Here is a 20,312-nt window from a genome sequence, read left to right as displayed (position 1 = left end):
AGACAGGAATGAATTCAAAGGCCAGCATGAGCTGGCCTTTGTGTTTTTGCCGCAAGGCGAAACTGCAAAACAGATTCTGCAACACAGAGAAATATGCGTTTGGGTGTGTATGTGTTAAGGTCCCCTTAATAAACAAATTGTTACATTTGTTTTGTCGATGAAAACTGGAAGTATCAGTGCCTCTGGTTGGCTCTGTGCAGACGAAACTGCTACGTCATCAAATCAAGGAAGCCTATGTTTGTTGTATCACTCACATATACTTGTGCGCTCAGTGAAGTAGAAAAACACCTGGATGCGCATATCGCTTACCTGGAACAGCAGTATGCTGCCGGTGTCTTTCTGTTGTCAGGCCGGAAAGAGCCCCGAACCGGAGGTGTCATCCTGGCAAATGCAGAAAACCGTGAAGCTTTAGATCAAGTGTTGCTGGCCGATCCTTTCCGTCAGCATGGGCTGGCAACCTATGAAATCACCGAGTTTATCCCGACCAAAACCAGTGAAGCCCTCTCTTTTCTGAAGCAATCGCTGTAACTACGACGGCCTGAAATCGTGTTTTAGTCAGCGATTTTAAGTATGACTCTTTTCAGCACGCAGAGAGGGTGAGGTCAATTCATCATGCTGCGTTCGACCAAATGATATGAATGACCATGTGAGTCTGGAGGAATAGGATGTATCAGATAGCTATTGTTATTTTTGATGATTTTACCGATGTCGATTTTTTCCTGTTGCGGGATATTCTGGGGAGAATGTCATCGGACTGGACTGTAAAAGTACTGGGAACAAAGTCGGTGCATACTTCAACCTTGGGTATGGAAGTTAAAACAGATGGTCATCTTGCTGAAGTGTCTGACGCGGATGCTGTTTTATTCTGCAGTGGCTATAAAGGTGTGCCTGCGGCCCTGAATAATCCTGAATTTATGTCTGCTTTGAAACTGAATCCTCAGCAGCAGCTGATCGGTTCGATCTGTGCCGGGGCTTTTATTCTGGCTAAACTCGGGCTTCTGGATGGCGTGCCGGCAACAACCCATCCGGATGCAAAGCCAGCCCTTGCAGCGGAAGGCGTATGCGTGCTGGATAAAGCACTGGTCGTGAATGGCAATGTAGCAACGGCTGGCGGATGCTTGTCTCAGATGTATCTGACAGGCTGGCTGATTGAGCGATTGTATGATGCCGATAAGCGCCGAGCGATACACCGACAACTGATTCCAGCGGGGCAGTCTGAGATATTCGACAAACTCATTACCCAAACAATTGCTGAAGCCTGATTTGTATAAGGCAGACGTGACTATCGTGACGTCTGTCTTTTGAGTGTGGCTTTGTGTGACATCCAGTTGCTGTACAACATCTCTGCCTATATTTCCGCCTATATTTCCGATAAGACAAGTGACTGATTAAAATGAATTTTTTACTGATTCGCTCTGGTGGGAATCTCTGTGTCCATGTTAAGTTCCTGAATGGAAAATAAAATAGTGTTGGATAAATAGGTGAGGAAATCACGGATGAAGTTAGAAACCCCGCAATTGATCATGACACCAATCACGCAAGCAGACTGGTCACTTTTTTATGCGTTGCATGTTACCCCTGTTGTGATTGAAAAATGTTTTGATGCGCCTGCAGAAGACGAATTGAAAACCAAGTTCGAATCACGTCTGAACGGCTGGACGCCAGAAAGTGATGGCTGGCTGACACTGGTGATTACAGAAAAGCAGACGCATCAAAAAGTCGGAATGACCGGATTCATTCTTAAAGATGGGATTGCGGAAGTGGGGTATCTGTTCATGCCTGAGTATTACGGCAAAGGCTATGGGACAGAATCCCTGCGCGCCGTGATCAACTGGGCTGAAGATGAATGTGGTCTGGATGCCTTTCAAGCGGTGGTCACGGAAGGAAATATTGCATCTGAGCGCGTGCTGGAAAAGTGCGGTTTCACGTTACAGGAAAAAATTCCTGAAGCTTACGAAATTGGCGGCAAACGTTATGCGGACCATATTTACCTGAGACGATGAAATTCGTTCGTTTCTGAACCCTTATCCGGACATTTCCACACGGGATAGAACAATGATGCCGCCAGATAATTAATCTGGCGGCAAAACACAGCTTAAACCGTAAACTGTCTCATCAGATCATTCTGCTCTCGGACATTCTGAATCTGCGTTTCCATGGCAACACTGGTTTCACTGGCGGTTTCAGCTACCTGAACCGACAGATCTTTAATGTTGATGGTGTTACCGTTAATGTCTTCAGCGACCAGACTTTGCTCTTCTGCAGCGGAAGCAATTTGTATATTCATATCATTAATTTGCTGAATGGCCTCACGAATGCTTGAAAGGGCATCATCCGCTTCCTGTGCCATAGCCACCGTGCTGCTGGCGGTGTTTTTACTCAGCGCCATTGTGCTGGTTGCTGAGCTTGCGCCCGCCTGAAGCTGTTCAATCATCTGGCGGATTTCTGTGGTCGATTGTTGGGTACGTTGGGCCAGCGTACGGACTTCGTCAGCAACCACGGCAAAGCCACGGCCTGAATCACCAGCCCTTGCTGCTTCAATCGCCGCATTCAGTGCCAGCAGGTTGGTTTGATCGGCGATGTCATTAATGACCTGAAGAATACGCTCAATATTTCCGGTTGCAGACTCCAGTTCTCTGACCACATCAACGGCCTGATCGATTTGATCCGACAGATCGTGAATCGATACGGATGTACGGGAAACGACATTGCTGCCTTGTTGTGCGGCTTCTTCGGCTGCAGAAGCAGCAGACGCGGCGCTTTGTGCGTTGTCAGCGACATTGGCAGAAGTGGAAGCCATTTCATTCATGGCCGTGGCCAGTTGTTCCAGTTGCTGCAGCTGGCGGTTCATGGCTTCTGCGGAACGATTCGCACCCTCTGCGGTGAGTTCCGTGCCTTGCATGATGTCGCGGCTTAAGGTTTGTGAACGGATAATCTGTTGTTGCATCCGTTCTGCAAACTGATTAAAGCTTTGTGCCAAAGTGGCAAATTCTGGTTCAGCATCGGTGTTGAGACGCTGTGTCAGATCAGCCTGACCGGAAGAGATGTTTCTCATGGCCTGGTTAATCACGTCCAGTGGACGCATCAGGCGTTTCACCATCAGGAAAACTGCTACACAGCCAAATGCAATGAACAGCAGTGAATACACAATCGCATTTTGCTTAATTTGGTTCACGGCCGCAAAAGCGATGTCTTTTTTCAGTACAGCACCAATATACAGATTCTGACCATCTACTTTATGGAAGCTGACGTTCACAGATTCGTTATCCAGCTCAGTATCAATGGGTTTGTCTGATACCTTTAATCCCGGATAAGTTTCAGACAGTATTTTACCGTTATTCTTCTTATCCGGGTGGGCAATGATGGTGTCTTTGCCAGATATCAGGAAAAGATAACCTGCATCAAACAGGGAGGCCTGGTTGATGAGGCTGGCCATTTTACTCATGCTGACGTCGAAGAAAATGGCGCCTGCAAATTTACCGCTTTGTTTGATTGGCGCAGCAAAAGAAACCAGAATTTCATTGGTGACTGAATCGCGGTAGGCGGATGTGATGATCATATGCCCGGCGTCTCTGGCCTGTGTATACCAGGGACGTTTGCGAGGATCCCAGCCTGCGGAAGGCTGCCAGCTTGGATCACTGATGATGTAGGAGCCATCTTTCTCGAATCCGACACCAGTCAGTTCAAAAGTGTTTGCTAAAACGGATTGACCGATAACGGTACGAATGTTTTCAGGAGAGAAATTTTGTTCGACAAGGCTGGTTGTCATATTTGCTAATTTGGTACGGCTGGCGATCTCGGTGACCAGCGTTTGATTCACGCCGGAAACGATCTCATTGATGCTGCTGCTGACTAACTTGTTGACATCATCTCTGGTGTGAACGTACTGGATACCTGAAAGTAATACTAAGGCGGCGAACAGTATTGCCGACGAAGTGGCAACGATCTTGTGGCTAAACTTCATTGGGTCCCTCAACTACTGCTTTGAATGTTTTTGTCCTTCTATTGTCGTCCCGCAGCAAAAAAGCCTTAATAGCGAAAATTTGTATTTGTGATGCATGAATGTTTTTTGAGAATCATTTTGTGAGGAATAATACATTTGACGCTAGTGAAGAATATTGTGCGGATTGAAAAGGGCAGCCGAAGCTGCCCTGAAAGTATACAACGAGAGGAATATTGTCAGTCGATCAGGCTATATTCATTGCGCAGGACTGTGATGATTTCTTTTTTGGGATTACCGCCCAGGACAATTTTCTTGCCGGTAATCTTTTCAGCAATACCTGTATAAATGCGGGACACCTGCATCAGTACTTCTTTCGGCAATGCGTTATCACGTGCCAGTGCCTCACGTTCGTTCATACGATCTTTATTCAGCAGAATATCCGGATCCGGGAAGTGGTTCAGCAGTAACTGCCGGAAGTCTTCTTTTGAGTTTTCAACAATCTGACCTTCACGGTAAGCCGGGCCGTCCCAGATACGGGAAGAGTCTGGCGTGCCAACTTCGTCCATATAGATCATTTTTTCTTTACCACTGGCATCGGTGACATAGCCGAATTCGAACTTGGTATCGACAAAAATCTGATCCAGTTGAGCCAGGGCATCACTGATCACGCCAAAACCTTGTTTCAGCAGCGTTTCGTAATGGTCTATGTCTTCAGGCTTGCTGAAGTTGAAGGCTTTGAAATTGTTCAGCAGATCGTTGCGGGTGACATTGACATCATCAACCGCAGGCACACCCGGAATACCGTGCAGGATACCTTTTGTGGATGGGGTGATCAGTAACTCTGGCAGTTTCTGATCTTTTTGCAGACCATCCGGGACTGCAATGCCGCAAAACTCACGGTCGCCATTGGCATATGCGCGCCACATTGAACCCGTAATATACTGACGACAAATGGCTTCTACTTTGATTGGACGCGCTTTCTGCACTATCCAGACGAAGGGGTGCGGGATATCCAGAATATGGCTGTCTGCCAGACCCTGCTCACGGAACAGGCGGAACCAGTGGTTTGAAATCGCATTCAGGGCGGCACCTTTTCCCGGAACGCCTTTCAGGCCGCCTTCACCGTGCCAGATACAGTCGAATGCAGAAATGCGATCGCTGATGACCATAATTGCCAGCGGGGCATCCGGGCTGACATCATAGCCTTTCTCCTGGATCAGGCGTCGGCTGTCAGCTTCAGTCAGCCAGTAAACGGAGCGTACTTTACCGCTGTGAACCGGCTGGTCGGTACGGATTGGGAGATCATCATTTACAGCGAGAACTTGATCAGCAAGGCTCATGGTGAAGTTCCTATTTCAAGAGTCAATTCGATGAAAATTACTGGCAGGGGGCGAAACCTCCTGTTGGCGAGGCAGATAATAGCAGAAGTCATTTTGCCTTTCAGCAAAAAGCAAACGTTTGCCTTGGTGTTTTTCTGACTGATGGTTAATCCGGCAATCCCTGAAAATTCAGCAGAAATCGCAAAGACAGAGCAGAGGTTCGTGTATGGGACGAAATTATGGCAAAATCGCGTCCCTTCATCTTTCAGGCCACGGCGTATTCAACATGCATTTTACTTCTGAACAGCAGCGTTTTATTCAGCATGAAGAAGGAAATGCCTTATGTATTGCCGGTGCAGGCACAGGTAAAACAACGACGCTGGTTGGCCTGATTCAGTCACAGCTTCTCAAGCGGCCAGCCCAGGAAATGCTGGTGCTGATGTTCAACAGTGATATCCGGCGTGACTTTCAGCGGAAGCTGGCGCAGGCGGGTGTTGAACAGCCTGTGCCCGTGCATACCTTTCACAGTTTTTGTCTGAGTGTGCTGAACCAGTCCGGTTATCTGGCGGAATCGGGCTTCAGAGTCGATTTCAAACCGGGTGAAAACGATAAAAGTTTGGCAAAGCAGGTGCTGCGACAAATGGCCGGCAAAGAAACGGCTTACAGCAAGCAGCAGCAACTGAAAGAGCCGAAAACGCTGGAATTGCTGCTGAGTTTTGTGGGGCTGGTGAAAGCGCATATGCTGCCACCGGCTGAAGTCTTTGCGATGGCCGGAATTAACAGCGATTACCGTTTTATTCTGCAGGCTTTTCAGGCCTTTGAGCATTTACGGCAGGCACAGCGGTTGCTGTTTTTTGACGACTGGCTGGTCACCGTGGTTGGTCTGCTGGAACAAAATATCAGCCTGAGGGCGCGTTATCAGCATCAGTGTCGGCTTTTGGTTGTGGATGAATTTCAGGACATCAACAATGCACAGTACCGCCTGCTGAAACTGTTACTCGGGGACGGCTGCCAGCTGGTGGCTGTCGGCGATGTGGATCAGTGTATTTACACCTGGCGGGGCAGTGCGCCTCAGTTTATGCTCAACTTTGAGCGGGACTTCACACCTGCGAATGTCTATACCCTGTCTCAGACCTTTCGTTTCGGGCACAGTCTGGCCTTGGCTGCCAGTCATTTGATTGCGCATAACCAGGCCCGTTTTTCTGATTTTCTGACGGTTCCTTCGGAGGCTGTGTCAGATACGCAGGTCAGCCTGACTGGTTCGCCACGTCAGGTCGGAGAAATTGTGACCGCAATACAGACACACCTTGAGCAAGGCGGCAAGCCGAGCGATGTAGCGATTCTGGTCCGGCGCTGGTCCCAGACGCTGCTGTTTGAACTGGCGTTTCTCAGTAAACAAATTCCATACCAGATGCCAGTGCCGTCTGTCCTGGCCAACAGCAGGGAAGTCCGGTTGCTGATGGAAGTCATGCAGCTTGCTGTGGGACGTTTTGAACAGATGGCTGATCAGGATCGTTCGGCGCTGATGTTCAATCTGATGTCGTTTCCGCATTGTTATGTGCCGAATAAGGAACTGAAACCGCTGTGCGACCAGCTGGCGAAAATGAACAGCAAGGCCTGGACCGGGTTTGCAGAACGTCATGGTCAAGCGAACCCGAATCTCAAACTGGATAATCTGATTGAGCGGCTGGATTTACTGGGGCGTCTGCAACGCAAAGGCAGCCAGAAGGCGTTTGACGTTTTTGAGCAGTATCGCCGGGAAAGCGGGCTGGACAGCTGGATATGGAAAACAGAAGCAACAGCCAGTGAAATCGAAGAAGCGATTGACCGGCTGGATGCGGTTTCAACCGTACTGGAAACGATGGACCAACGGTGTGAAAAAGCGCTGCAATATTTCGAATTTTATTCGGCTCAGTCCAGACAGGTCAGTACGGAGCGAAGCGCACAGCCAGCGCAATCCGAAAGTATTCAGGTGACCACAATTTTCCGGGCAAAAGGATGTGAGTATACCCGGGTCTATCTGCCGTTTTGGGATAAAGATGCGTTCCCTTACCGTAACCCCGCGGCGACAGACATGAAAACAGATCAGGAAGAAGAGCGACGTCTCGCTTATGTGGCACTGACCCGTGCGAAAGATTTTGCCGCTGTGTATTACACAGATACAGAAAAAAAAGGGAAGCGCAATGCCAGCGCTTTTGTCCGGGAAGCGGCGATCGAACTGGCCGGAAGCATCGGTCCGTTGTTGTACCAAGCCGGTGAGTTGCCTGCAGCCGGGACGCCAGTGACAGAAAAATATTATGCGAGAGTGGGGCGGACAGAAGATGCGCCTGCTCCGAAACAGCCAGAGCAAGCCAGGAGTGATACCAGCCGGGTCGCGGTGAACCCGGGTATCGCCGGATACAGTTATCGCTGGGCGATTGAACAGCCGTTACCGGAGAATGCTGAAAAAGTGATTCGTTCACTGGTCAGAACGAAAAATGCCCGATATCTGGACACTGAAATCACCCGTTTGCTGCGAGAACTGGAAAAAGCACAGTCCGGTAAGCAATCTGTGCTTGAAAAACGCCTCATTGCTGTGGCGCATGCGCGTCGTCAGGCGCTTCGCTGAGCTGTAACACCTGCAGTTTTCGTTGTAACTGATGCAGCATGACGGATGCATCAGGCTCAGTTGCGTTCAGCCCGGAAACTAAAGTCATGAAGTAACAATCCATCATCACGGCAGCCATATCCGGGTTGTGGTTCTCTTCCTGAGCAAAAAGCTGATGACGAAAGGCATCCAGCTGCTGCTCAAATTCTTCCTGCTGCCAGATTAATTCTCTGAATAACTCCCGGCTGAAGTCGGCTTCACTGCAGTAAAAAGCGTACAGATGGCTTGCGTAGTGGATGAGCTTGCCTTGCGGGTGGGTATCGGGTTCTTCAGCTTTCGCATTTTTCAAAACCATATCGATTTGTTGCATCAGTCCTGCTTTGAGCAGCGAGAGCTTGGATGGAAAATGGCTGAATACAGTCCCGGCGGCAACGCCAGCCTGTTCCGCAATAAGACGAGTGGTCGTGTCCTGATACCCGGTTTGACGAAACAGCTGCCAGGCTGCCTGTAAAATTTTAAGGCGGGTTTGTTCTCTTTTATTCATCTGTGGCTGTGCCCGGTTAAGATCCTGCTTTTGCCACCATAATAACGCATCGGGAAAAAAGTATCAGTGATACCCTTGAAAATTGAGCGCGCTCAAATTAGCATAAATGAGCGCGCTCAATTTTATTTCAGGGGTACAGATGATGATGAACACAATCTTTTTCTTCAGAGCTATTTTGTTAACGGTACTTCGCTATACCGTATATCTGCCTTTTCTGGCGTTCTACTGTTTTGTTGTGGGGCCTGTCGTTGGGGGAGTCTTATTAGTCGGCGGTGTTGCGTTTGTATCTTTGATCCTTGGCCCGAGCACGGCAGTGACTGAGCTCAGAAAGGCTTATGGTGAATCGGAATCCCGTCCAGCCGCGGTACATCACTAACGAAGAGGTGTGCAGCACCTCAGTTTAAGAGTCAGCCATGCGGAAGCATGGCTTTTTTACGGCCCCCGACATTTATGAACCATTCCTTAACGGTCGCTTTTTTATAGGGTTAAAGCGAAAGGAAGGGCTTGTTATGTGGATTCGGTGGTTGCTGATTTTGCAACTCTGCAGTTTTCTCTGTGCTTGTGCGTCATCCAAAATCCATTGGCGTGATATTTCACGTGAAGCAGTTTCAACAAATGAAGATCAGTTGTCGTTATGTTCTCAGCTCTATCAGGATGAGCAACAGATCCAACAGTGCAAGGTCGAAATGTCGGCTTTACTTCGTGCCAGACAGTTATGTCATGCCGACTCAAACCCTGCCTACTGTGTCCGGATGGCTGAATATACATGGCGGCATTATAAAGATCATGTGCTGACGGAAGTGCCGGATATCCGGCATGCGACTAGTTATCCGGTCATGTGCGGTTATCAGGAAAAGTTGGTTGTGCCTTGCGCAAAGGATAACTAATTCAATTAATTTCATCATAAAGTTTAATATCACCGTTCAGTGGGTCGTTACATCTAACTGATACATTCATCTGCCAGTGCAGATAGATGTTGAACGGTATAAGAATGGGCATAAAAGCCCAGTTAGTTGTGATGCTTGGCTGCCTTGTGCAGCCTTTTTTTGTTGCCCGGCCAGCATTGCCCAAACCCTGCACACCTGATATGTTTCTTGCTGCATATCATTTTCATCTGTCGTCAGATGAGATCCACAACTTCATGACTGCGCTTTCAGGGAGGAAGTATGCCGCTATCAGACTTGCTGCATGAGCTGGAAATTTTGGGTGAACAGAATGATGCGAGTGAAACGAACCGAGCCAAAAAACTGCTGAATATCACCCGTGACACAGGTGAGTTTCTGGCTGTCATGGTGAAGGCTTCCAAAGCGGAGCTGGTGCTGGAAATCGGCACTTCAAACGGATATTCCACGCTTTGGCTGGCATCAGCGCTTCCGGCATCCGGCAAAGTTGTGACGGTTGAAAAGCTTGCTGATAAAGCTCAGATGGCAGCCGAGAACTTTGCCCGCGCAGAACTGCAGGATCGCATTGTGCAGGTTCAGGCTGACGCCGGCGAATTTCTTCGTGGCAGCCAGCAGATGTTCGATCTGATTTTTCTGGATGCTGATCGTTCATCATATCTGGCGTATGCAGATGACCTTTTAAGCCGATTGTCTTCAGGCGGGGTACTGGTGTGTGACAATGCCATGTCACACCGGCATGAACTGGAAGACTTTATGGCCTATTTAAGTACCAAAGACACGTTGACGTCTTGCCTGTTACCGGTCGGAAAGGGTGAATTTGTCGTCCACAAAGCCTGATGCTGCTGTTGAATCAAGGAATGAAACATGAAGTCAAAAGATATCGCCACAGCGTTGCTGGTTGTTCTGATTTGGGGCGTGAATTTTTCTGCGATTAAAATCGGTCTGGAAACACTGCCACCCATTTTATTTTCTGCATTACGGTTTGCTGTGGTTGCGTTACCGGCTGTCTTTTTTGTGCCTTTTCCAAAGACATCGGTGTTCAACGTACTTGGCGTCGGGCTGTTTCTCGGTGTATTGAAATTCGGGCTGTTATTTATCGCAATGAAAGCGGATGCATCGGCAGGTTTATCTTCCCTGATTTTGCAGGCGCAGGTATTTTTTACGATTGGCCTGAGCGTGTTGCTCTACAAAGAAGCGATCGGCAAGCATCATGCCATAGGAATCTTGATTGCGAGCACAGGCTTCAGCTTATTTCTGATGGAAAGTGGCGGAAATATCACGGCCCTGGGTCTTGTGATGATCCTTGCGGCTGCCTTCTGCTGGGCAATTGCGAACAGCATTATGAAACGTATGAAAGGGGTGAACCTGTTACATTTTATGGTCTGGGTGAGTCTGGTTCCGCCGGCTCCGCTGCTCGTCATTTCTTACTTCACAGAAACATCTGACCCAATTTCGTTATTACTCGCAGCAAAAACAGAGACCTGGCTGGCCATATCCTATGTCAGTTATATTTCGACCCTCCTGGCGTTTGCTTTATGGGGACACTTACTGAAGAGTTATCCTGCTGCCACAGTCACTCCTTTTGCCTTGCTGATCCCTGTGGTCGGGATGATTACAGCGGCTTTGCTGCTTGGTGAGCGAATGGCAGAATCAGAAATTTTAGGTGCGGGGTTCATTTTTCTCGGTCTGGCTGTGTGTGTCTTGGGAGGCCGGTGGTTCAGGGCTAAGGCTGAAGTAATTCCTGGTGAATCTTAGTGGGGTAAAAGACGGTCAGAAGGGGATGTCGTGGCCTGGAAAATAAAGAGAGTCCGATGAATCTGATATTTGAACGTCAGTATATGTTGCCTGCCTGGATATTCATCTGGATTATTGCATTGATTGTGTTCGCCGATCTGTTTTTTCTTCGTGCGCCACCCAGTACGGTGATGGTTTATTCCGCAATATTGAAGGATTCAGGAAAAGGCATACCTGCGAGTTAGGCATCGTTCAGAATAAGGTCCTGGTAAGAAGAAGTGTCGATGCGGGAAATTGTAAAACTGTCCAAAAATAGGATGCCATTCTTTTAGAGCGATCATTGCTTCTTGAACGATGGGTCGATATGCGTGACATGAATAATAAGAAATTGTCTGGTTTTATTCTGGAAAACAGGCTGCTGATAGATATCTTATTTTGTCTGATGGCATTCATATTACCTTTCATGATGAAGATGAAATGGTTTGAGTCTTACCTTCAGACGATGAATGTATGCTTCATCATTGAAGGGTTTACGGCGTTTTATTTTCTAATTATCTTTATCAGTTAAAGGAGTTTCAAATGGAAACCATGATTACTCGCGCTGTTTCACTGAGGCGGGAAGGGGAACATCTGGCATCCAGAGCATTACTTTTTACCTTAGTTGAGAACCAATCACCGTACGCTCCACAGGCACATTTGCATATCGCCTGGTCCTATGACAATGAGGGAAAAGAAAAAGAAGCGGTCCTGCATTATGAACTTGCACTGGCAGGATAATTGAGTGTTTTGGATCGATTCGAAGCATTGTTTGGATTAGCCTGTACTCATCGTTGTTTGGGAAATTATGACGATGCACTGGATTATTTTAAGCAAGTTATTGCAGAGTATCCTGATGCGGATGAAATAAAACCATTCTATGCGATGTGTTTGTATCATTTAGGCAGACATAAAGAAGCGATGGAAATTGTACTGAGGTTACTTGTCGAAAAAACAAACAGTCCTTCCATTAAGAAATATGAGCAGACAATTCTGAGGTATGCGTCTGATCTGAATAGGAAATGGTAAGTGATTATTGAATGATATTCCTATTTGCATCATATGAATGGACAGAGAATAATTGCCAAAACTGATGAGAATCATGTATCCTTTTGCTTCCTGATGAAAGAGACATATAAACTGACGGATAAATCAGTTCAGTCAGCAGGAATTGGATGCAGTATATTTCATACAGATTGTGGTGTGCATTCAGAAGCTTTCAAGACGTATTTGTACTGTCATAAACCAATGCTAGGATGCTGCAATTCGTTTATGGCTGTCAGGAAAGCAAACAGGCTTTCATTGTGTTTTGGTGTGGTACAACTTATCGATACAACGGGTTGATGTCTGTCTGACAATGACCGGTTTCGTTAACTCTTCGTGCATTTTACGCCAATCTGAACAGAAGCCCTGTGTTTCATTCGTGATCGTGACGAAATTTTGACGTATTTTTGCGTTTATTTTTCGCCATATCGTGATCGATTGAATACGCTTAAGTTAATGGCTTGGTGACACCACGTCGCCAACCGCCGGAATTATAATAAGAAACTGAACTATGGTTCCTTGAGTGCGGGGCTGCAAAGCCCCGAATTTTTTTGGTTTCACCTCTCAGAACATCTTCTTTCATCACGCCTTCCGAGCGCAAGTGGAAACACTTAGATAACCCTGTGATTGCCCCTGCCTGAAAAGCTGTTATGTTGTTTCGACAGAGACTGACATGACCCGGGAGGAATGGAATCATGATGTTCATCAAATTTAATGTCTTTGGTCATCTGATGTCGGTTCAGCGCAAGGATGGGGAATGGTTGCTCTTCATGGAATCCGAGACTTCTCTGAGAGCCCGGGTTTATGATGTGGTCATTCCTTCAGATTTGCAGGAGTCAGAGCTGGCAGGTTATCTGGCTGATATTTATCATGAACAGGCCTCAGCTCAATATCCGGATGTTCAAAAATACTGAGCGTCACACAGTTCCAGCTGATGCTCAGCGTCACAGCGCAAACTAAATTGTATTTACCGAAATAGACACGCTTTTCTTCAGGCAATCAAAAGGAATCAGAATGCTTTTCCGAGAAATGACCTCTTCAGACTTCCAGCAATTCTGGCCCACGTTTCAGACCATCATTCAGGAACAGGAAACTTACGCGTTTGAGCCGCAAATGAATGTATCTCAGGCTTATGCATTGTGGTGTGAACAACCGCTGAGAACTTTTGTCTGCGAACAGGATGGTATGCTGCTGGGCTCTTACTACCTGAAAGCGAACGCGATGGGGCCGGGTGATCATGTCTGTAATTGCGGTTATATGGTGACTTCAGAGGCGCGTGGTCGGGGTGTGGCAAAAGCCATGTGTGAACATTCTCAGCAAATAGCGGTTTCGCTTGGATTCCGGGCTATGCAGTTTAATTCCGTGGTGTCGACAAATGAAGCCGCGGTCGCTTTATGGCAGAAACTGGGATATCAGATTGTCGGGACGATTTCTGGTGCCTACCGGCACCGGACTTTGGGATATGTCGATACGTTTGTCATGTATAAATCACTGTAATCAAAAGATGAAATGGAGAGAAAAATGTCAGGGATGACGGATTTACAAGCCTTACTTCGTTCAATGTCGCCACAATTGCGCCCGGAAGCCTATGTGTTTTGTAGTGTGAAAGGGGGTGTGGCTGAATATCTGGCGCTTTCGCCGATAGCAATGTTCAGAGAGCAGGAAGGACTGACGCTGGTTGTCACAGAGTCAGCGGCCGAGGCTATCGGGGCAGTCTCTGATACGACGTTTCGCTGTATTACTTTAACGGTACATTCCAGCCTGGAAGCCGTCGGACTGACAGCTGCTGTGTCCACCGCTTTGGCTGAGCACGGAATCAGTGCGAATGTGATTGCAGCGTATTACCACGATCATATATTTGTCCCTGCCGACAAAGCAGACAAGGCCGTGGCGGTCCTCACGGCTCTGGCAAATCAAAGTTGATCGCAGGATAAGCATTTGATTTTGTGCCTCAACACTTGCTGCTGAGGCACAGGAAGCTATGTTTTATCGGCTGGTCAGCGTGAAGTCGAACTTCGTATTATCCATTCGTTTTACTGTCAGATTCGATGGGAAGGTTTCTGCTGGTGTGATGATCTCAACAATGCCATTGTGCGGATTGTACTGGAAATACATCGAACCATTGGCAATATATTCTCCGGTTGTCATGTCCCGAATATAAATGGCGCAAGTGACGATATCGCTATTCTCAGTGACTGGCAATAAACTATATTCCTGATCACCAGACCAGATTTGTGCATCACCGATATCATGCGCATTAAATGTCATCAGGAACTGACGAGGCTCACCCCCGGTCACATCAATCAACCGCATACTGATTGCAAAATGAGTATCTACTTCAGTCACCTGGAACTTTGAAAGTCCGCCCATTTCTTTAAGGCTTGGGTAATTGCCATAGGTGTAGCTGTTGAAAAAGCCTGAACCATCAGAGTGCTGGTAGCAGTTGACTTTCACCGGGTTAATGACTTTTAAAGATAAATATTTATCATTGAAGTTGTCACCATCGTGAAACGTCACATCATCTCCGAGCGAATAGTATTCAGGGGTACCCCCAAAGTTTTCTTCGCGATAAAAAGCCAAATCCGTTGTTTTGTTCATTTGTCCACCATTTATTGTCATTGTTATAAATAAAAGCCAACCCCAAATGTCAGCAAAAATAAAAATAGACGGGCAATTTTATTATGCAAATCACGAGTAATGATTTCAGATTCAGGTTTTGCCAGCCGGTGTTCGCTGTATGTGTCACCCGGACAAGGTGAACGTTGTCTGTATCTTCATCTGAATTTTTGATCTGTGTTCAGTTTTCAGGCATTGCAAAGTAGCCAGATTCCTCTTATTTTTTAGTTGATCACTTGATTAATGAATTGAAGGCTTATGTCCAGAGGAAGACCACAGGATCCGGAAAAGCAGGCACAGATGATGGCGGCACTGCTTGATGCTGCCGAACGTTTGCTGAACAGAAAATCATATAAATCCATCACCATACGCGAACTGGCGGCTGAAGCCGGGACGCAATCTGCGATGATCAGTTATTACTTCGGCAACAAAGAAGGGCTGTTTCTTGCGTTACTGGATCGTACCGGCGATATGCGTCAACGCAGGCTTCAGCAGGTGGCAGGCTTACTCGGCACGGAGCCGGAACGGGTACTGCCTGTGCTGGTGTCGACGATATCAGACATCATGACGGAAGAGCCATGGCTCATCAATCTGGTGAAAGATGAAGTGCTGGCCAGTGAGGGGCGGCTGAGAGAGCATTTTGTAAAAACATTCCCAGTCCGCATCGGCCATGCGTTGCTGACCATGTTTTCGGTCTTGCAGCAAAAAGGCATTTTACGGGCAGAGATTAATCCTCGTTTTGCCACTGCTTCCATGATCAGCCTGATGGCGTTCCCCATGATTGCAGAACCTTTGATTCAAGGCGTTCTGGGTGTGGATCGTCAGGTGTTACGTTCAGATGCATGGAAACAGCATTTAACCCTGTTATTGACCCAGGGGTTTGGCCACTTCCCGGCGCAAGGAGACTCCGATGAAATCCGCTAAAATTCGTCAGTTACTGAAAACGAAAGCTGTTGCGCCGCTGTTTATCGGTTGTGCCGTGATTGTCATGGTGACGCTCGTGATTACCCGGCCCCCGGTGAAGCATCAGGCGGTCGAGGTTTCGCCAACCGCAGTGTCTTACATTGAAGCGACGCCGTCACTTGTGCGTCCTCGTCTGACCGGACACGGTTTTATCGAACCTTCTGTGAAAGTCAAAGCGATTGCTGAAGTCTCGGGTAGGGTCAGCAGGGTTTCACCTTTGCTGAAGCAGGGCAGTCTGGTGAATCAGGGCGAAGTCCTGGTTGAACTGGATCAGGCCGATTACCTGCTGGCGTTGAGCCAGGCAGAAGCTGAGTTTGCCATTGCGAAGGCCAACCTGGCTGAGCTGGCACAGACAGACAAGACTCTGAAACGCCGTCAGACACTGATTCTGGATACGATGAAAGTTGCCAGACGGGAACTGGACAGAAAGCAAACGCTGAACCAGCGTGGTGCTCAGTCGGCTTCTCAGGTCGATGGTGAGCGTCAGAAGCTAATTCAGCTGCAGCAGGAACAGGCGTTGCTGGAAAATGAGCTGGCTGTCCTGCCAGCTAATCGCGAGGTCTTGATCGCCAGACAGACGGTTGCGGAAACTCAGGTGGCGCAGGCACAGCGAAACCTGGCACGAACCCGGATTGTCATGCCGTTCACCGGCCGGGTGACAGCGGTACAGGCGGAGCAGGCGCAGTTCATGCAGACCGGACAAGTTTTATTTGAAGCCAGCGGTATTGACCGAATGGAAGTTACGGCCCAGTTTCCTGTTGCGAAGCTGAAACCTTTTTTTCAAACCCTTTTTAGCGACAGAACACAATCGGTGAATGTGACGGATGCCCGTGTGTTCGGCACTTTGATTGCCCAGATGGGAATCGAGGCCGAGATTCGGGTGCCCGGCTTTTCTGAATCGTCCTGGACCGGTCACATTGTCAGTCTGGGAGAATCTCTGGACCCACAGTCGCATACGCTGGGCATCCGGCTGGCAATTGATCAGCCTTATCAGGATCTGACGCCGGGCAGTAAGCCGCCTTTGCTGGATGGGATGCCGGTTGTCGCCAGCCTGGTCGGGACAGAAATCCGCGCACTGATCATTCCGCGTCATGCGTTGCATGAGGGATATTTGCTGATTGCAGATCAAGACTCAAAGCTGCGCCGGTTACCGGCCTCGCCAGATTTGACCATGCAGGATCTGGCATTATTCAGCCCGGATGCGATTCCGGCTGGTACGCCAGTAATCACCAGTGATCTCTTGCCCGCGATGGCGGGAATGCCTCTGGTCCTGCAGCAGGACGTGGCGTTGCAGCAACGTCTGTCTTCATCCTCAACTGAGCTGGTGAAAACGGATGGGGAGGGCAGACCATGATCCGGTTTTTTGCTGGTCACCCGACGGCAGCCAACTTGCTGATGGCGTTATTTATTCTGGCGGGCCTGTATTATTTACCAACCCTGCAGAGGGAAACTTTTCCGAAGATTGATACCGATACGGTTCGTGTGACGGTGCCTTATCCCGGTGCTGGTCCGCGAGAGGTGGAAAATGGCATCTGCCGTCCGCTGGAAGAGGCCACCGAAGCCATTGTTGCCATGGACGAAGTGCAGTGTGAATCCCGGAACAGTCTGGCGATGATGACACTGACGATGGCGGAAGGTGAAGATTTCAAAGCATTTCAGGATGATATTCGTTCGGCTGTGGATGGTATCGACAGTTTTCCGGACGAAGCAGACACACCTGTGATCGAAGAAATGGGCCGGACAAGTCCGGTCGTCACCGTGGCTGTGACAGCCGATCAGCTGACGCGGCCAGAACTTAAAGCATTGGCTGAACAGCTGAAAGAGAAAATGCTGAGACAACCAGGGATTCCACTGGTTCGGATTGAAGGCTTTTCCACCCGGCAGTTGCGTGTGTCACTGGATCCTGAGCAACTGAGGTTTTACGGACTGTCACTGGAATCAATCAGCGCGAGCATTGCATCTCAGAATATCAATCTGCCGCTGGGGGATCTGGAGACCCGTCATCAGACGTATGATCTCAGTGTGGACGACCAGCGTGTGACGGTGGATGGTTTATCACGTTTGCAGATCCTCAGTGGGCAAACCGGCAGTCAGGTCCAGCTGGGAGACATCGCGACAATCGAAGAAACTTTCAGTCATCCGGAAGACTTTGCGCTGTTTAACGGGAATCCGGCCGCGTTGCTGAATGTCTCGAAAAATACCAGTGATGACAGTCTGGATGTGCTGGCTGCGGTTGAAGCATTTCTTGCCACTGAACGCCAGCAATTGCCGGACAGCGTGCAACTGACGCTGACTAAAGACAACACTTCCATTGTGGTTGATCGCCTGACAATGCTGATCGATAACGCCTGGCAGGGGCTTGTGCTGGTGTTCTTCAGCCTGCTGCTGTTTTTCAATCTGCGGTATACCCTCTGGGTCGTCGCCGGGCTGCCGGTCAGCTTTCTGGCAAGCTTTTTCTTTTTGTCAGCGCTGGGGATCACACTCAATATGATGAGCATCGTTGCACTGCTGCTGGCACTGGGCATTCTGATGGATGATGCCATTGTGATTGCCGAGAGTATTGCTGCGCAGTCCCGTCAGGGGAAATCGCCACTGGCTGCGGTCACCGAAGGCGTTTCCATGGTTGCCCGGGGCGTGCTGTCGTCTTTTTTAACCACGGTTCTGATTTTCGGAGCGCTGCTGTCGATTGAGGGTGATATCGGGCAGATCCTGCGGGTGGTCCCGTCTGTGTTACTGATTGTGATTACGGTCAGTCTGATTGAAGCATTTCTGATTTTGCCCAGTCATTTACATCATACGTTGACGCATGAAAAGCAGCAGACACACAACTGGTTCAGGCAAGCGGTCGATCGGGGTTTCAGCCGTTTGCAGCTTGCTACGGGTGAAGCTGTTCACAAGGCGATGCAGTATCGTTATGCAGTGATTGGCGGCAGTATTGCGTTATTCATTTTGTCCGTTGCAATGCTCGCCAGTGGTGACCTCAAGTTTCAGGCGCTGCCGGAGATGGATGGCGATGTGCTGGAAGCAAGGCTGATCCTGCCTGCCGGTTCGCGGCTGGAAGAGACGGAATCTGCCGTCGACACTGTGCTTGGTGCGTTGACTCAGGCCAGCGAGTCGTTGAATCAGAAGGAAGCTGCGCCTCTGGTACAGGCAGTGACCGTGAGTTTCAACAAGAATGTGGATGCTTTCGAAACCGGAGCTCATCTGGCAACCATCAGTGTCGATCTGCTTACCGCTGAGCGGCGCAAGACGGATGTCGATACCCTGACTGCCGAATGGATGGCAGCGTTACCGCCAATGCCTGAGGTGTCGAAAGTCATTTTCACCGAACCTGCGATTGGTCCGGCAGGCCGGGCCATCGAACTGCGCCTGCAGGGACGCGATGCCGCTGTTTTATCGGGGGCTTCATTTGCTCTGCAGGAATGGCTTCAGGGGTATGCCGGGGTTTATAACGTTTTTGATGATTTAAGGGCCGGACGTCCGGAGCTGCGTCTGACACTTAAACCGGAAGCCCTGGCGGCCGGGGTGAAGGCTGCGCAGGTCGCAAGACAGTTAAGACAGGCCTTTTATGGTGAGGAAGTGGATCAGGTTTATCAGGGACTGGATGAGGTTGAAATCAATGTTCAACTGGATACCCGGCAATCGGCCAGTCTGGAAACGCTGGAATATTTCCCCATCATTCACCCGGTCACAGGCACACGGATACCGCTTGCAAGTATCGCAGACATCCATTTTGAACGGGATTATTCACGCATCAACCGAATCAATGGTCAGCAGACCGTCACAGTTTTCGGTGCCGTCCATACACAGCACACCAACGCACAAGCCGTCGTCACAGATACATTCGCAAGATTTCTGCCTGAATTGCAGGCCCGGTTTCCCGGGTTAACGATGACGGCGGAAGGTGAAATGAAAAACAGCAAGGTGACCCAGATATCATTACGTTCTGGTTTTCTGGCCGGATTGGTCGGGATATTTGTTTTGCTGAGCATACAGTTCAGAAGCTATGCCGAGCCTTTGATCGTCATGCTGGCGATTCCACTATCACTGATTGGTGTGATCGGCGGACACATGCTGATGGGTTACCCGCTGACCATGCCAAGCATGGTGGGCTATGTGTCACTGGCCGGGATTGTGGTGAACAATGCCATTTTGCTTGTTGAATTTGTAAAAGCGAATGCCGGTGAGGGACTGACACTGCACGACGCCGCAAGAAAGGCCAGTGAGGAACGGCTCAGGGCAATGTTACTGACCTCGACAACCACCATCGCAGGTATGCTGCCGTTGCTCTTTGAGACCAGCCTGCAGGCGCAGGTCATGATCCCGCTGGTGATCAGTATTACCTTTGGATTGCTGGCATCCAGTGTCCTGGTGTTGTTTGTCGTTCCTTGTCTGTACGGCGTGCTGGAAGATATTCGGGAATATCAGGCAGCTCGTCGTCTTTCTTCCGGCATGATGGCGGCGTCATCTCACACAAACTGACCCAATTGCACCAGAAGTGGTACAGATAGCGGTATAACCCATTGATAAACTGTGTCTTCAGACACAGTTTTTTCCTTGGACTCAAGCAATGCGCATAGTTGAGTATATATTGCCTAGCTTCTGTATGACCCGGAGTCAGCTG

The 20,312-nt window shown here is 48.9% G+C and carries 18 protein-coding genes and 1 pseudogene; 15 read left to right on the top strand and 4 right to left on the bottom strand.

Features of this window, described 5'->3' with window-relative positions:
• The first annotated feature begins 234 nt into the window (after nucleotides 1–234).
• The 3 genes from ACYP03_RS13755 to ACYP03_RS13745 all read left to right on the top strand — a co-directional run bounded on the left by ACYP03_RS13755 (nucleotide 235) and on the right by ACYP03_RS13745 (nucleotide 2,003).
• Nucleotides 235–528 carry a YciI family protein gene (locus ACYP03_RS13755; RefSeq protein ID WP_330959375.1) on the top strand — a complete coding sequence of 98 codons (294 nt, stop codon included), beginning with the start codon at nucleotides 235–237 and terminating at the stop codon, nucleotides 526–528.
• Nucleotides 529–665: 137 nt separating this feature from the next.
• Nucleotides 666–1,262, top strand: a complete 597-nt coding sequence (locus tag ACYP03_RS13750; RefSeq protein ID WP_459780426.1) for a DJ-1/PfpI family protein — start codon at nucleotides 666–668, stop codon at nucleotides 1,260–1,262.
• Between the two features lie 234 nt (nucleotides 1,263–1,496).
• Complete coding sequence (locus tag ACYP03_RS13745) at nucleotides 1,497–2,003, top strand: GNAT family N-acetyltransferase (protein ID WP_459780424.1); 507 nt, start codon at nucleotides 1,497–1,499, stop codon at nucleotides 2,001–2,003.
• 92 nt (nucleotides 2,004–2,095) lie between these two features.
• Here ACYP03_RS13745 and ACYP03_RS13740 read toward each other — a convergent pair whose 3' ends face one another.
• Together ACYP03_RS13740 and ACYP03_RS13735 are read right to left on the bottom strand one after the other, a co-directional pair.
• Nucleotides 2,096–3,964, bottom strand: coding sequence for a methyl-accepting chemotaxis protein (locus ACYP03_RS13740; RefSeq protein WP_248140476.1), 1,869 nt, complete (start codon nucleotides 3,962–3,964; stop codon nucleotides 2,096–2,098).
• Nucleotides 3,965–4,179: 215 nt separating this feature from the next.
• Entirely contained in the window at nucleotides 4,180–5,283 is a 1,104-nt protein-coding gene (locus ACYP03_RS13735) for a phosphoribosylaminoimidazolesuccinocarboxamide synthase (RefSeq protein ID WP_459780421.1), read from the bottom strand.
• Nucleotides 5,284–5,488: 205 nt separating this feature from the next.
• Here ACYP03_RS13735 and ACYP03_RS13730 point away from each other — a divergent pair, with 205 nt between their 5' ends.
• The gene (locus ACYP03_RS13730; protein ID WP_459780419.1) at nucleotides 5,489–7,870 is read left to right on the top strand and encodes an ATP-dependent helicase; all 2,382 of its coding nucleotides are present in this window, start codon (nucleotides 5,489–5,491) and stop codon (nucleotides 7,868–7,870) included.
• On the opposite strand, the gene ACYP03_RS13725 is transcribed toward ACYP03_RS13730, so the two are convergent.
• A complete protein-coding gene (locus ACYP03_RS13725; RefSeq protein WP_330959381.1) occupies nucleotides 7,830–8,393 on the bottom strand; it encodes a TetR/AcrR family transcriptional regulator in 564 nt (187 codons plus the stop codon). The two genes, ACYP03_RS13730 and ACYP03_RS13725, sit on opposite strands and share 41 nt — an antisense overlap.
• A gap of 139 nt (nucleotides 8,394–8,532) precedes the next feature.
• On the opposite strand from ACYP03_RS13725, the gene ACYP03_RS13720 reads away from it, so the two are divergent.
• From ACYP03_RS13720 to ACYP03_RS13685, 8 genes and pseudogenes are all read left to right on the top strand, one after another.
• A complete protein-coding gene (locus ACYP03_RS13720; RefSeq protein ID WP_248140473.1) occupies nucleotides 8,533–8,769 on the top strand; it encodes a hypothetical protein in 237 nt (78 codons plus the stop codon).
• A 133-nt stretch (nucleotides 8,770–8,902) separates the two neighbouring features.
• Nucleotides 8,903–9,280 (top strand): hypothetical protein, encoded by a 378-nt coding sequence (locus ACYP03_RS13715; protein ID WP_248140472.1) that lies wholly within the window; start codon nucleotides 8,903–8,905, stop codon nucleotides 9,278–9,280.
• 279 nt (nucleotides 9,281–9,559) lie between these two features.
• Nucleotides 9,560–10,132 carry an O-methyltransferase gene (locus ACYP03_RS13710; protein WP_330959383.1) on the top strand — a complete coding sequence of 191 codons (573 nt, stop codon included), beginning with the start codon at nucleotides 9,560–9,562 and terminating at the stop codon, nucleotides 10,130–10,132.
• Nucleotides 10,133–10,159: 27 nt separating this feature from the next.
• Nucleotides 10,160–11,050 (top strand): EamA family transporter, encoded by an 891-nt coding sequence (locus tag ACYP03_RS13705; protein ID WP_330959384.1) that lies wholly within the window; start codon nucleotides 10,160–10,162, stop codon nucleotides 11,048–11,050.
• 558 nt (nucleotides 11,051–11,608) lie between these two features.
• Nucleotides 11,609–12,094 (top strand): annotated as a pseudogene (locus ACYP03_RS13700) (tetratricopeptide repeat protein).
• 710 nt (nucleotides 12,095–12,804) lie between these two features.
• Entirely contained in the window at nucleotides 12,805–13,023 is a 219-nt protein-coding gene (locus tag ACYP03_RS13695; protein ID WP_371929326.1) for a DUF7661 family protein, read from the top strand.
• A 100-nt stretch (nucleotides 13,024–13,123) separates the two neighbouring features.
• Nucleotides 13,124–13,606 (top strand): N-acetyltransferase family protein, encoded by a 483-nt coding sequence (locus ACYP03_RS13690; protein WP_459780414.1) that lies wholly within the window; start codon nucleotides 13,124–13,126, stop codon nucleotides 13,604–13,606.
• A gap of 24 nt (nucleotides 13,607–13,630) precedes the next feature.
• The gene (locus ACYP03_RS13685) at nucleotides 13,631–14,032 is read left to right on the top strand and encodes an ACT domain-containing protein (protein WP_248140467.1); all 402 of its coding nucleotides are present in this window, start codon (nucleotides 13,631–13,633) and stop codon (nucleotides 14,030–14,032) included.
• Nucleotides 14,033–14,095: 63 nt separating this feature from the next.
• Here the strand turns inward: ACYP03_RS13685 and ACYP03_RS13680 are convergent, their stop codons facing one another.
• Nucleotides 14,096–14,707 carry a beta/gamma crystallin domain-containing protein gene (locus tag ACYP03_RS13680; protein ID WP_248140466.1) on the bottom strand — a complete coding sequence of 204 codons (612 nt, stop codon included), beginning with the start codon at nucleotides 14,705–14,707 and terminating at the stop codon, nucleotides 14,096–14,098.
• A gap of 276 nt (nucleotides 14,708–14,983) precedes the next feature.
• Here ACYP03_RS13680 and ACYP03_RS13675 point away from each other — a divergent pair, with 276 nt between their 5' ends.
• From ACYP03_RS13675 to ACYP03_RS13665, 3 genes are read left to right on the top strand one after another with little or no spacing between them, the layout of a single operon-like run.
• Nucleotides 14,984–15,649: a TetR/AcrR family transcriptional regulator gene (locus ACYP03_RS13675; RefSeq protein WP_248140465.1), complete on the top strand. Its 666-nt coding sequence runs from the start codon at nucleotides 14,984–14,986 to the stop codon at nucleotides 15,647–15,649.
• On the top strand, nucleotides 15,636–17,042 hold the full coding sequence (locus ACYP03_RS13670) for an efflux RND transporter periplasmic adaptor subunit (RefSeq protein WP_330959390.1): 1,407 nt from the start codon (nucleotides 15,636–15,638) through the stop codon (nucleotides 17,040–17,042). Before ACYP03_RS13675 ends, ACYP03_RS13670 begins: the two co-directional genes overlap by 14 nt.
• The gene (locus ACYP03_RS13665) at nucleotides 17,039–20,170 is read left to right on the top strand and encodes an efflux RND transporter permease subunit (RefSeq protein ID WP_459780411.1); all 3,132 of its coding nucleotides are present in this window, start codon (nucleotides 17,039–17,041) and stop codon (nucleotides 20,168–20,170) included. The genes ACYP03_RS13670 and ACYP03_RS13665 overlap by 4 nt, the downstream gene beginning before the upstream one ends.
• The last annotated feature ends 142 nt before the right edge of the window (nucleotides 20,171–20,312 follow it).

The sequence above is a fragment of the Photobacterium sp. R1 genome (assembly GCF_054600795.1).
Note: the sequence above shows the minus strand (reverse complement) of the source record. Positions and strands in the feature narration are given on the sequence as shown.

Bases quoted from the DNA above. Each gene is read 5' to 3' on its own strand.
- ACYP03_RS13730 (WP_459780419.1), top strand. From the start codon at position 5,489: ATGGGACGAAATTATGGCAAAATCGCGTCCCTTCATCTTTCAGGCCAC.
- ACYP03_RS13750 (WP_459780426.1), top strand. From the start codon at position 666: ATGTATCAGATAGCTATTGTTATTTTTGATGATTTTACCGATGTCGAT.
- ACYP03_RS13725 (WP_330959381.1), bottom strand. From the start codon at position 8,393: ATGAATAAAAGAGAACAAACCCGCCTTAAAATTTTACAGGCAGCCTGG.
- ACYP03_RS13720 (WP_248140473.1), top strand. From the start codon at position 8,533: ATGATGATGAACACAATCTTTTTCTTCAGAGCTATTTTGTTAACGGTA.
- ACYP03_RS13675 (WP_248140465.1), top strand. From the start codon at position 14,984: ATGTCCAGAGGAAGACCACAGGATCCGGAAAAGCAGGCACAGATGATG.
- ACYP03_RS13670 (WP_330959390.1), top strand. From the start codon at position 15,636: ATGAAATCCGCTAAAATTCGTCAGTTACTGAAAACGAAAGCTGTTGCG.
- ACYP03_RS13685 (WP_248140467.1), top strand. From the start codon at position 13,631: ATGTCAGGGATGACGGATTTACAAGCCTTACTTCGTTCAATGTCGCCA.
- ACYP03_RS13665 (WP_459780411.1), top strand. From the start codon at position 17,039: ATGATCCGGTTTTTTGCTGGTCACCCGACGGCAGCCAACTTGCTGATG.
- ACYP03_RS13755 (WP_330959375.1), top strand. From the start codon at position 235: ATGTTTGTTGTATCACTCACATATACTTGTGCGCTCAGTGAAGTAGAA.
- ACYP03_RS13695 (WP_371929326.1), top strand. From the start codon at position 12,805: ATGATGTTCATCAAATTTAATGTCTTTGGTCATCTGATGTCGGTTCAG.
- ACYP03_RS13680 (WP_248140466.1), bottom strand. From the start codon at position 14,707: ATGAACAAAACAACGGATTTGGCTTTTTATCGCGAAGAAAACTTTGGG.
- ACYP03_RS13735 (WP_459780421.1), bottom strand. From the start codon at position 5,283: ATGAGCCTTGCTGATCAAGTTCTCGCTGTAAATGATGATCTCCCAATC.
- ACYP03_RS13715 (WP_248140472.1), top strand. From the start codon at position 8,903: ATGTGGATTCGGTGGTTGCTGATTTTGCAACTCTGCAGTTTTCTCTGT.
- ACYP03_RS13740 (WP_248140476.1), bottom strand. From the start codon at position 3,964: ATGAAGTTTAGCCACAAGATCGTTGCCACTTCGTCGGCAATACTGTTC.
- ACYP03_RS13710 (WP_330959383.1), top strand. From the start codon at position 9,560: ATGCCGCTATCAGACTTGCTGCATGAGCTGGAAATTTTGGGTGAACAG.
- ACYP03_RS13705 (WP_330959384.1), top strand. From the start codon at position 10,160: ATGAAGTCAAAAGATATCGCCACAGCGTTGCTGGTTGTTCTGATTTGG.
- ACYP03_RS13690 (WP_459780414.1), top strand. From the start codon at position 13,124: ATGCTTTTCCGAGAAATGACCTCTTCAGACTTCCAGCAATTCTGGCCC.
- ACYP03_RS13745 (WP_459780424.1), top strand. From the start codon at position 1,497: ATGAAGTTAGAAACCCCGCAATTGATCATGACACCAATCACGCAAGCA.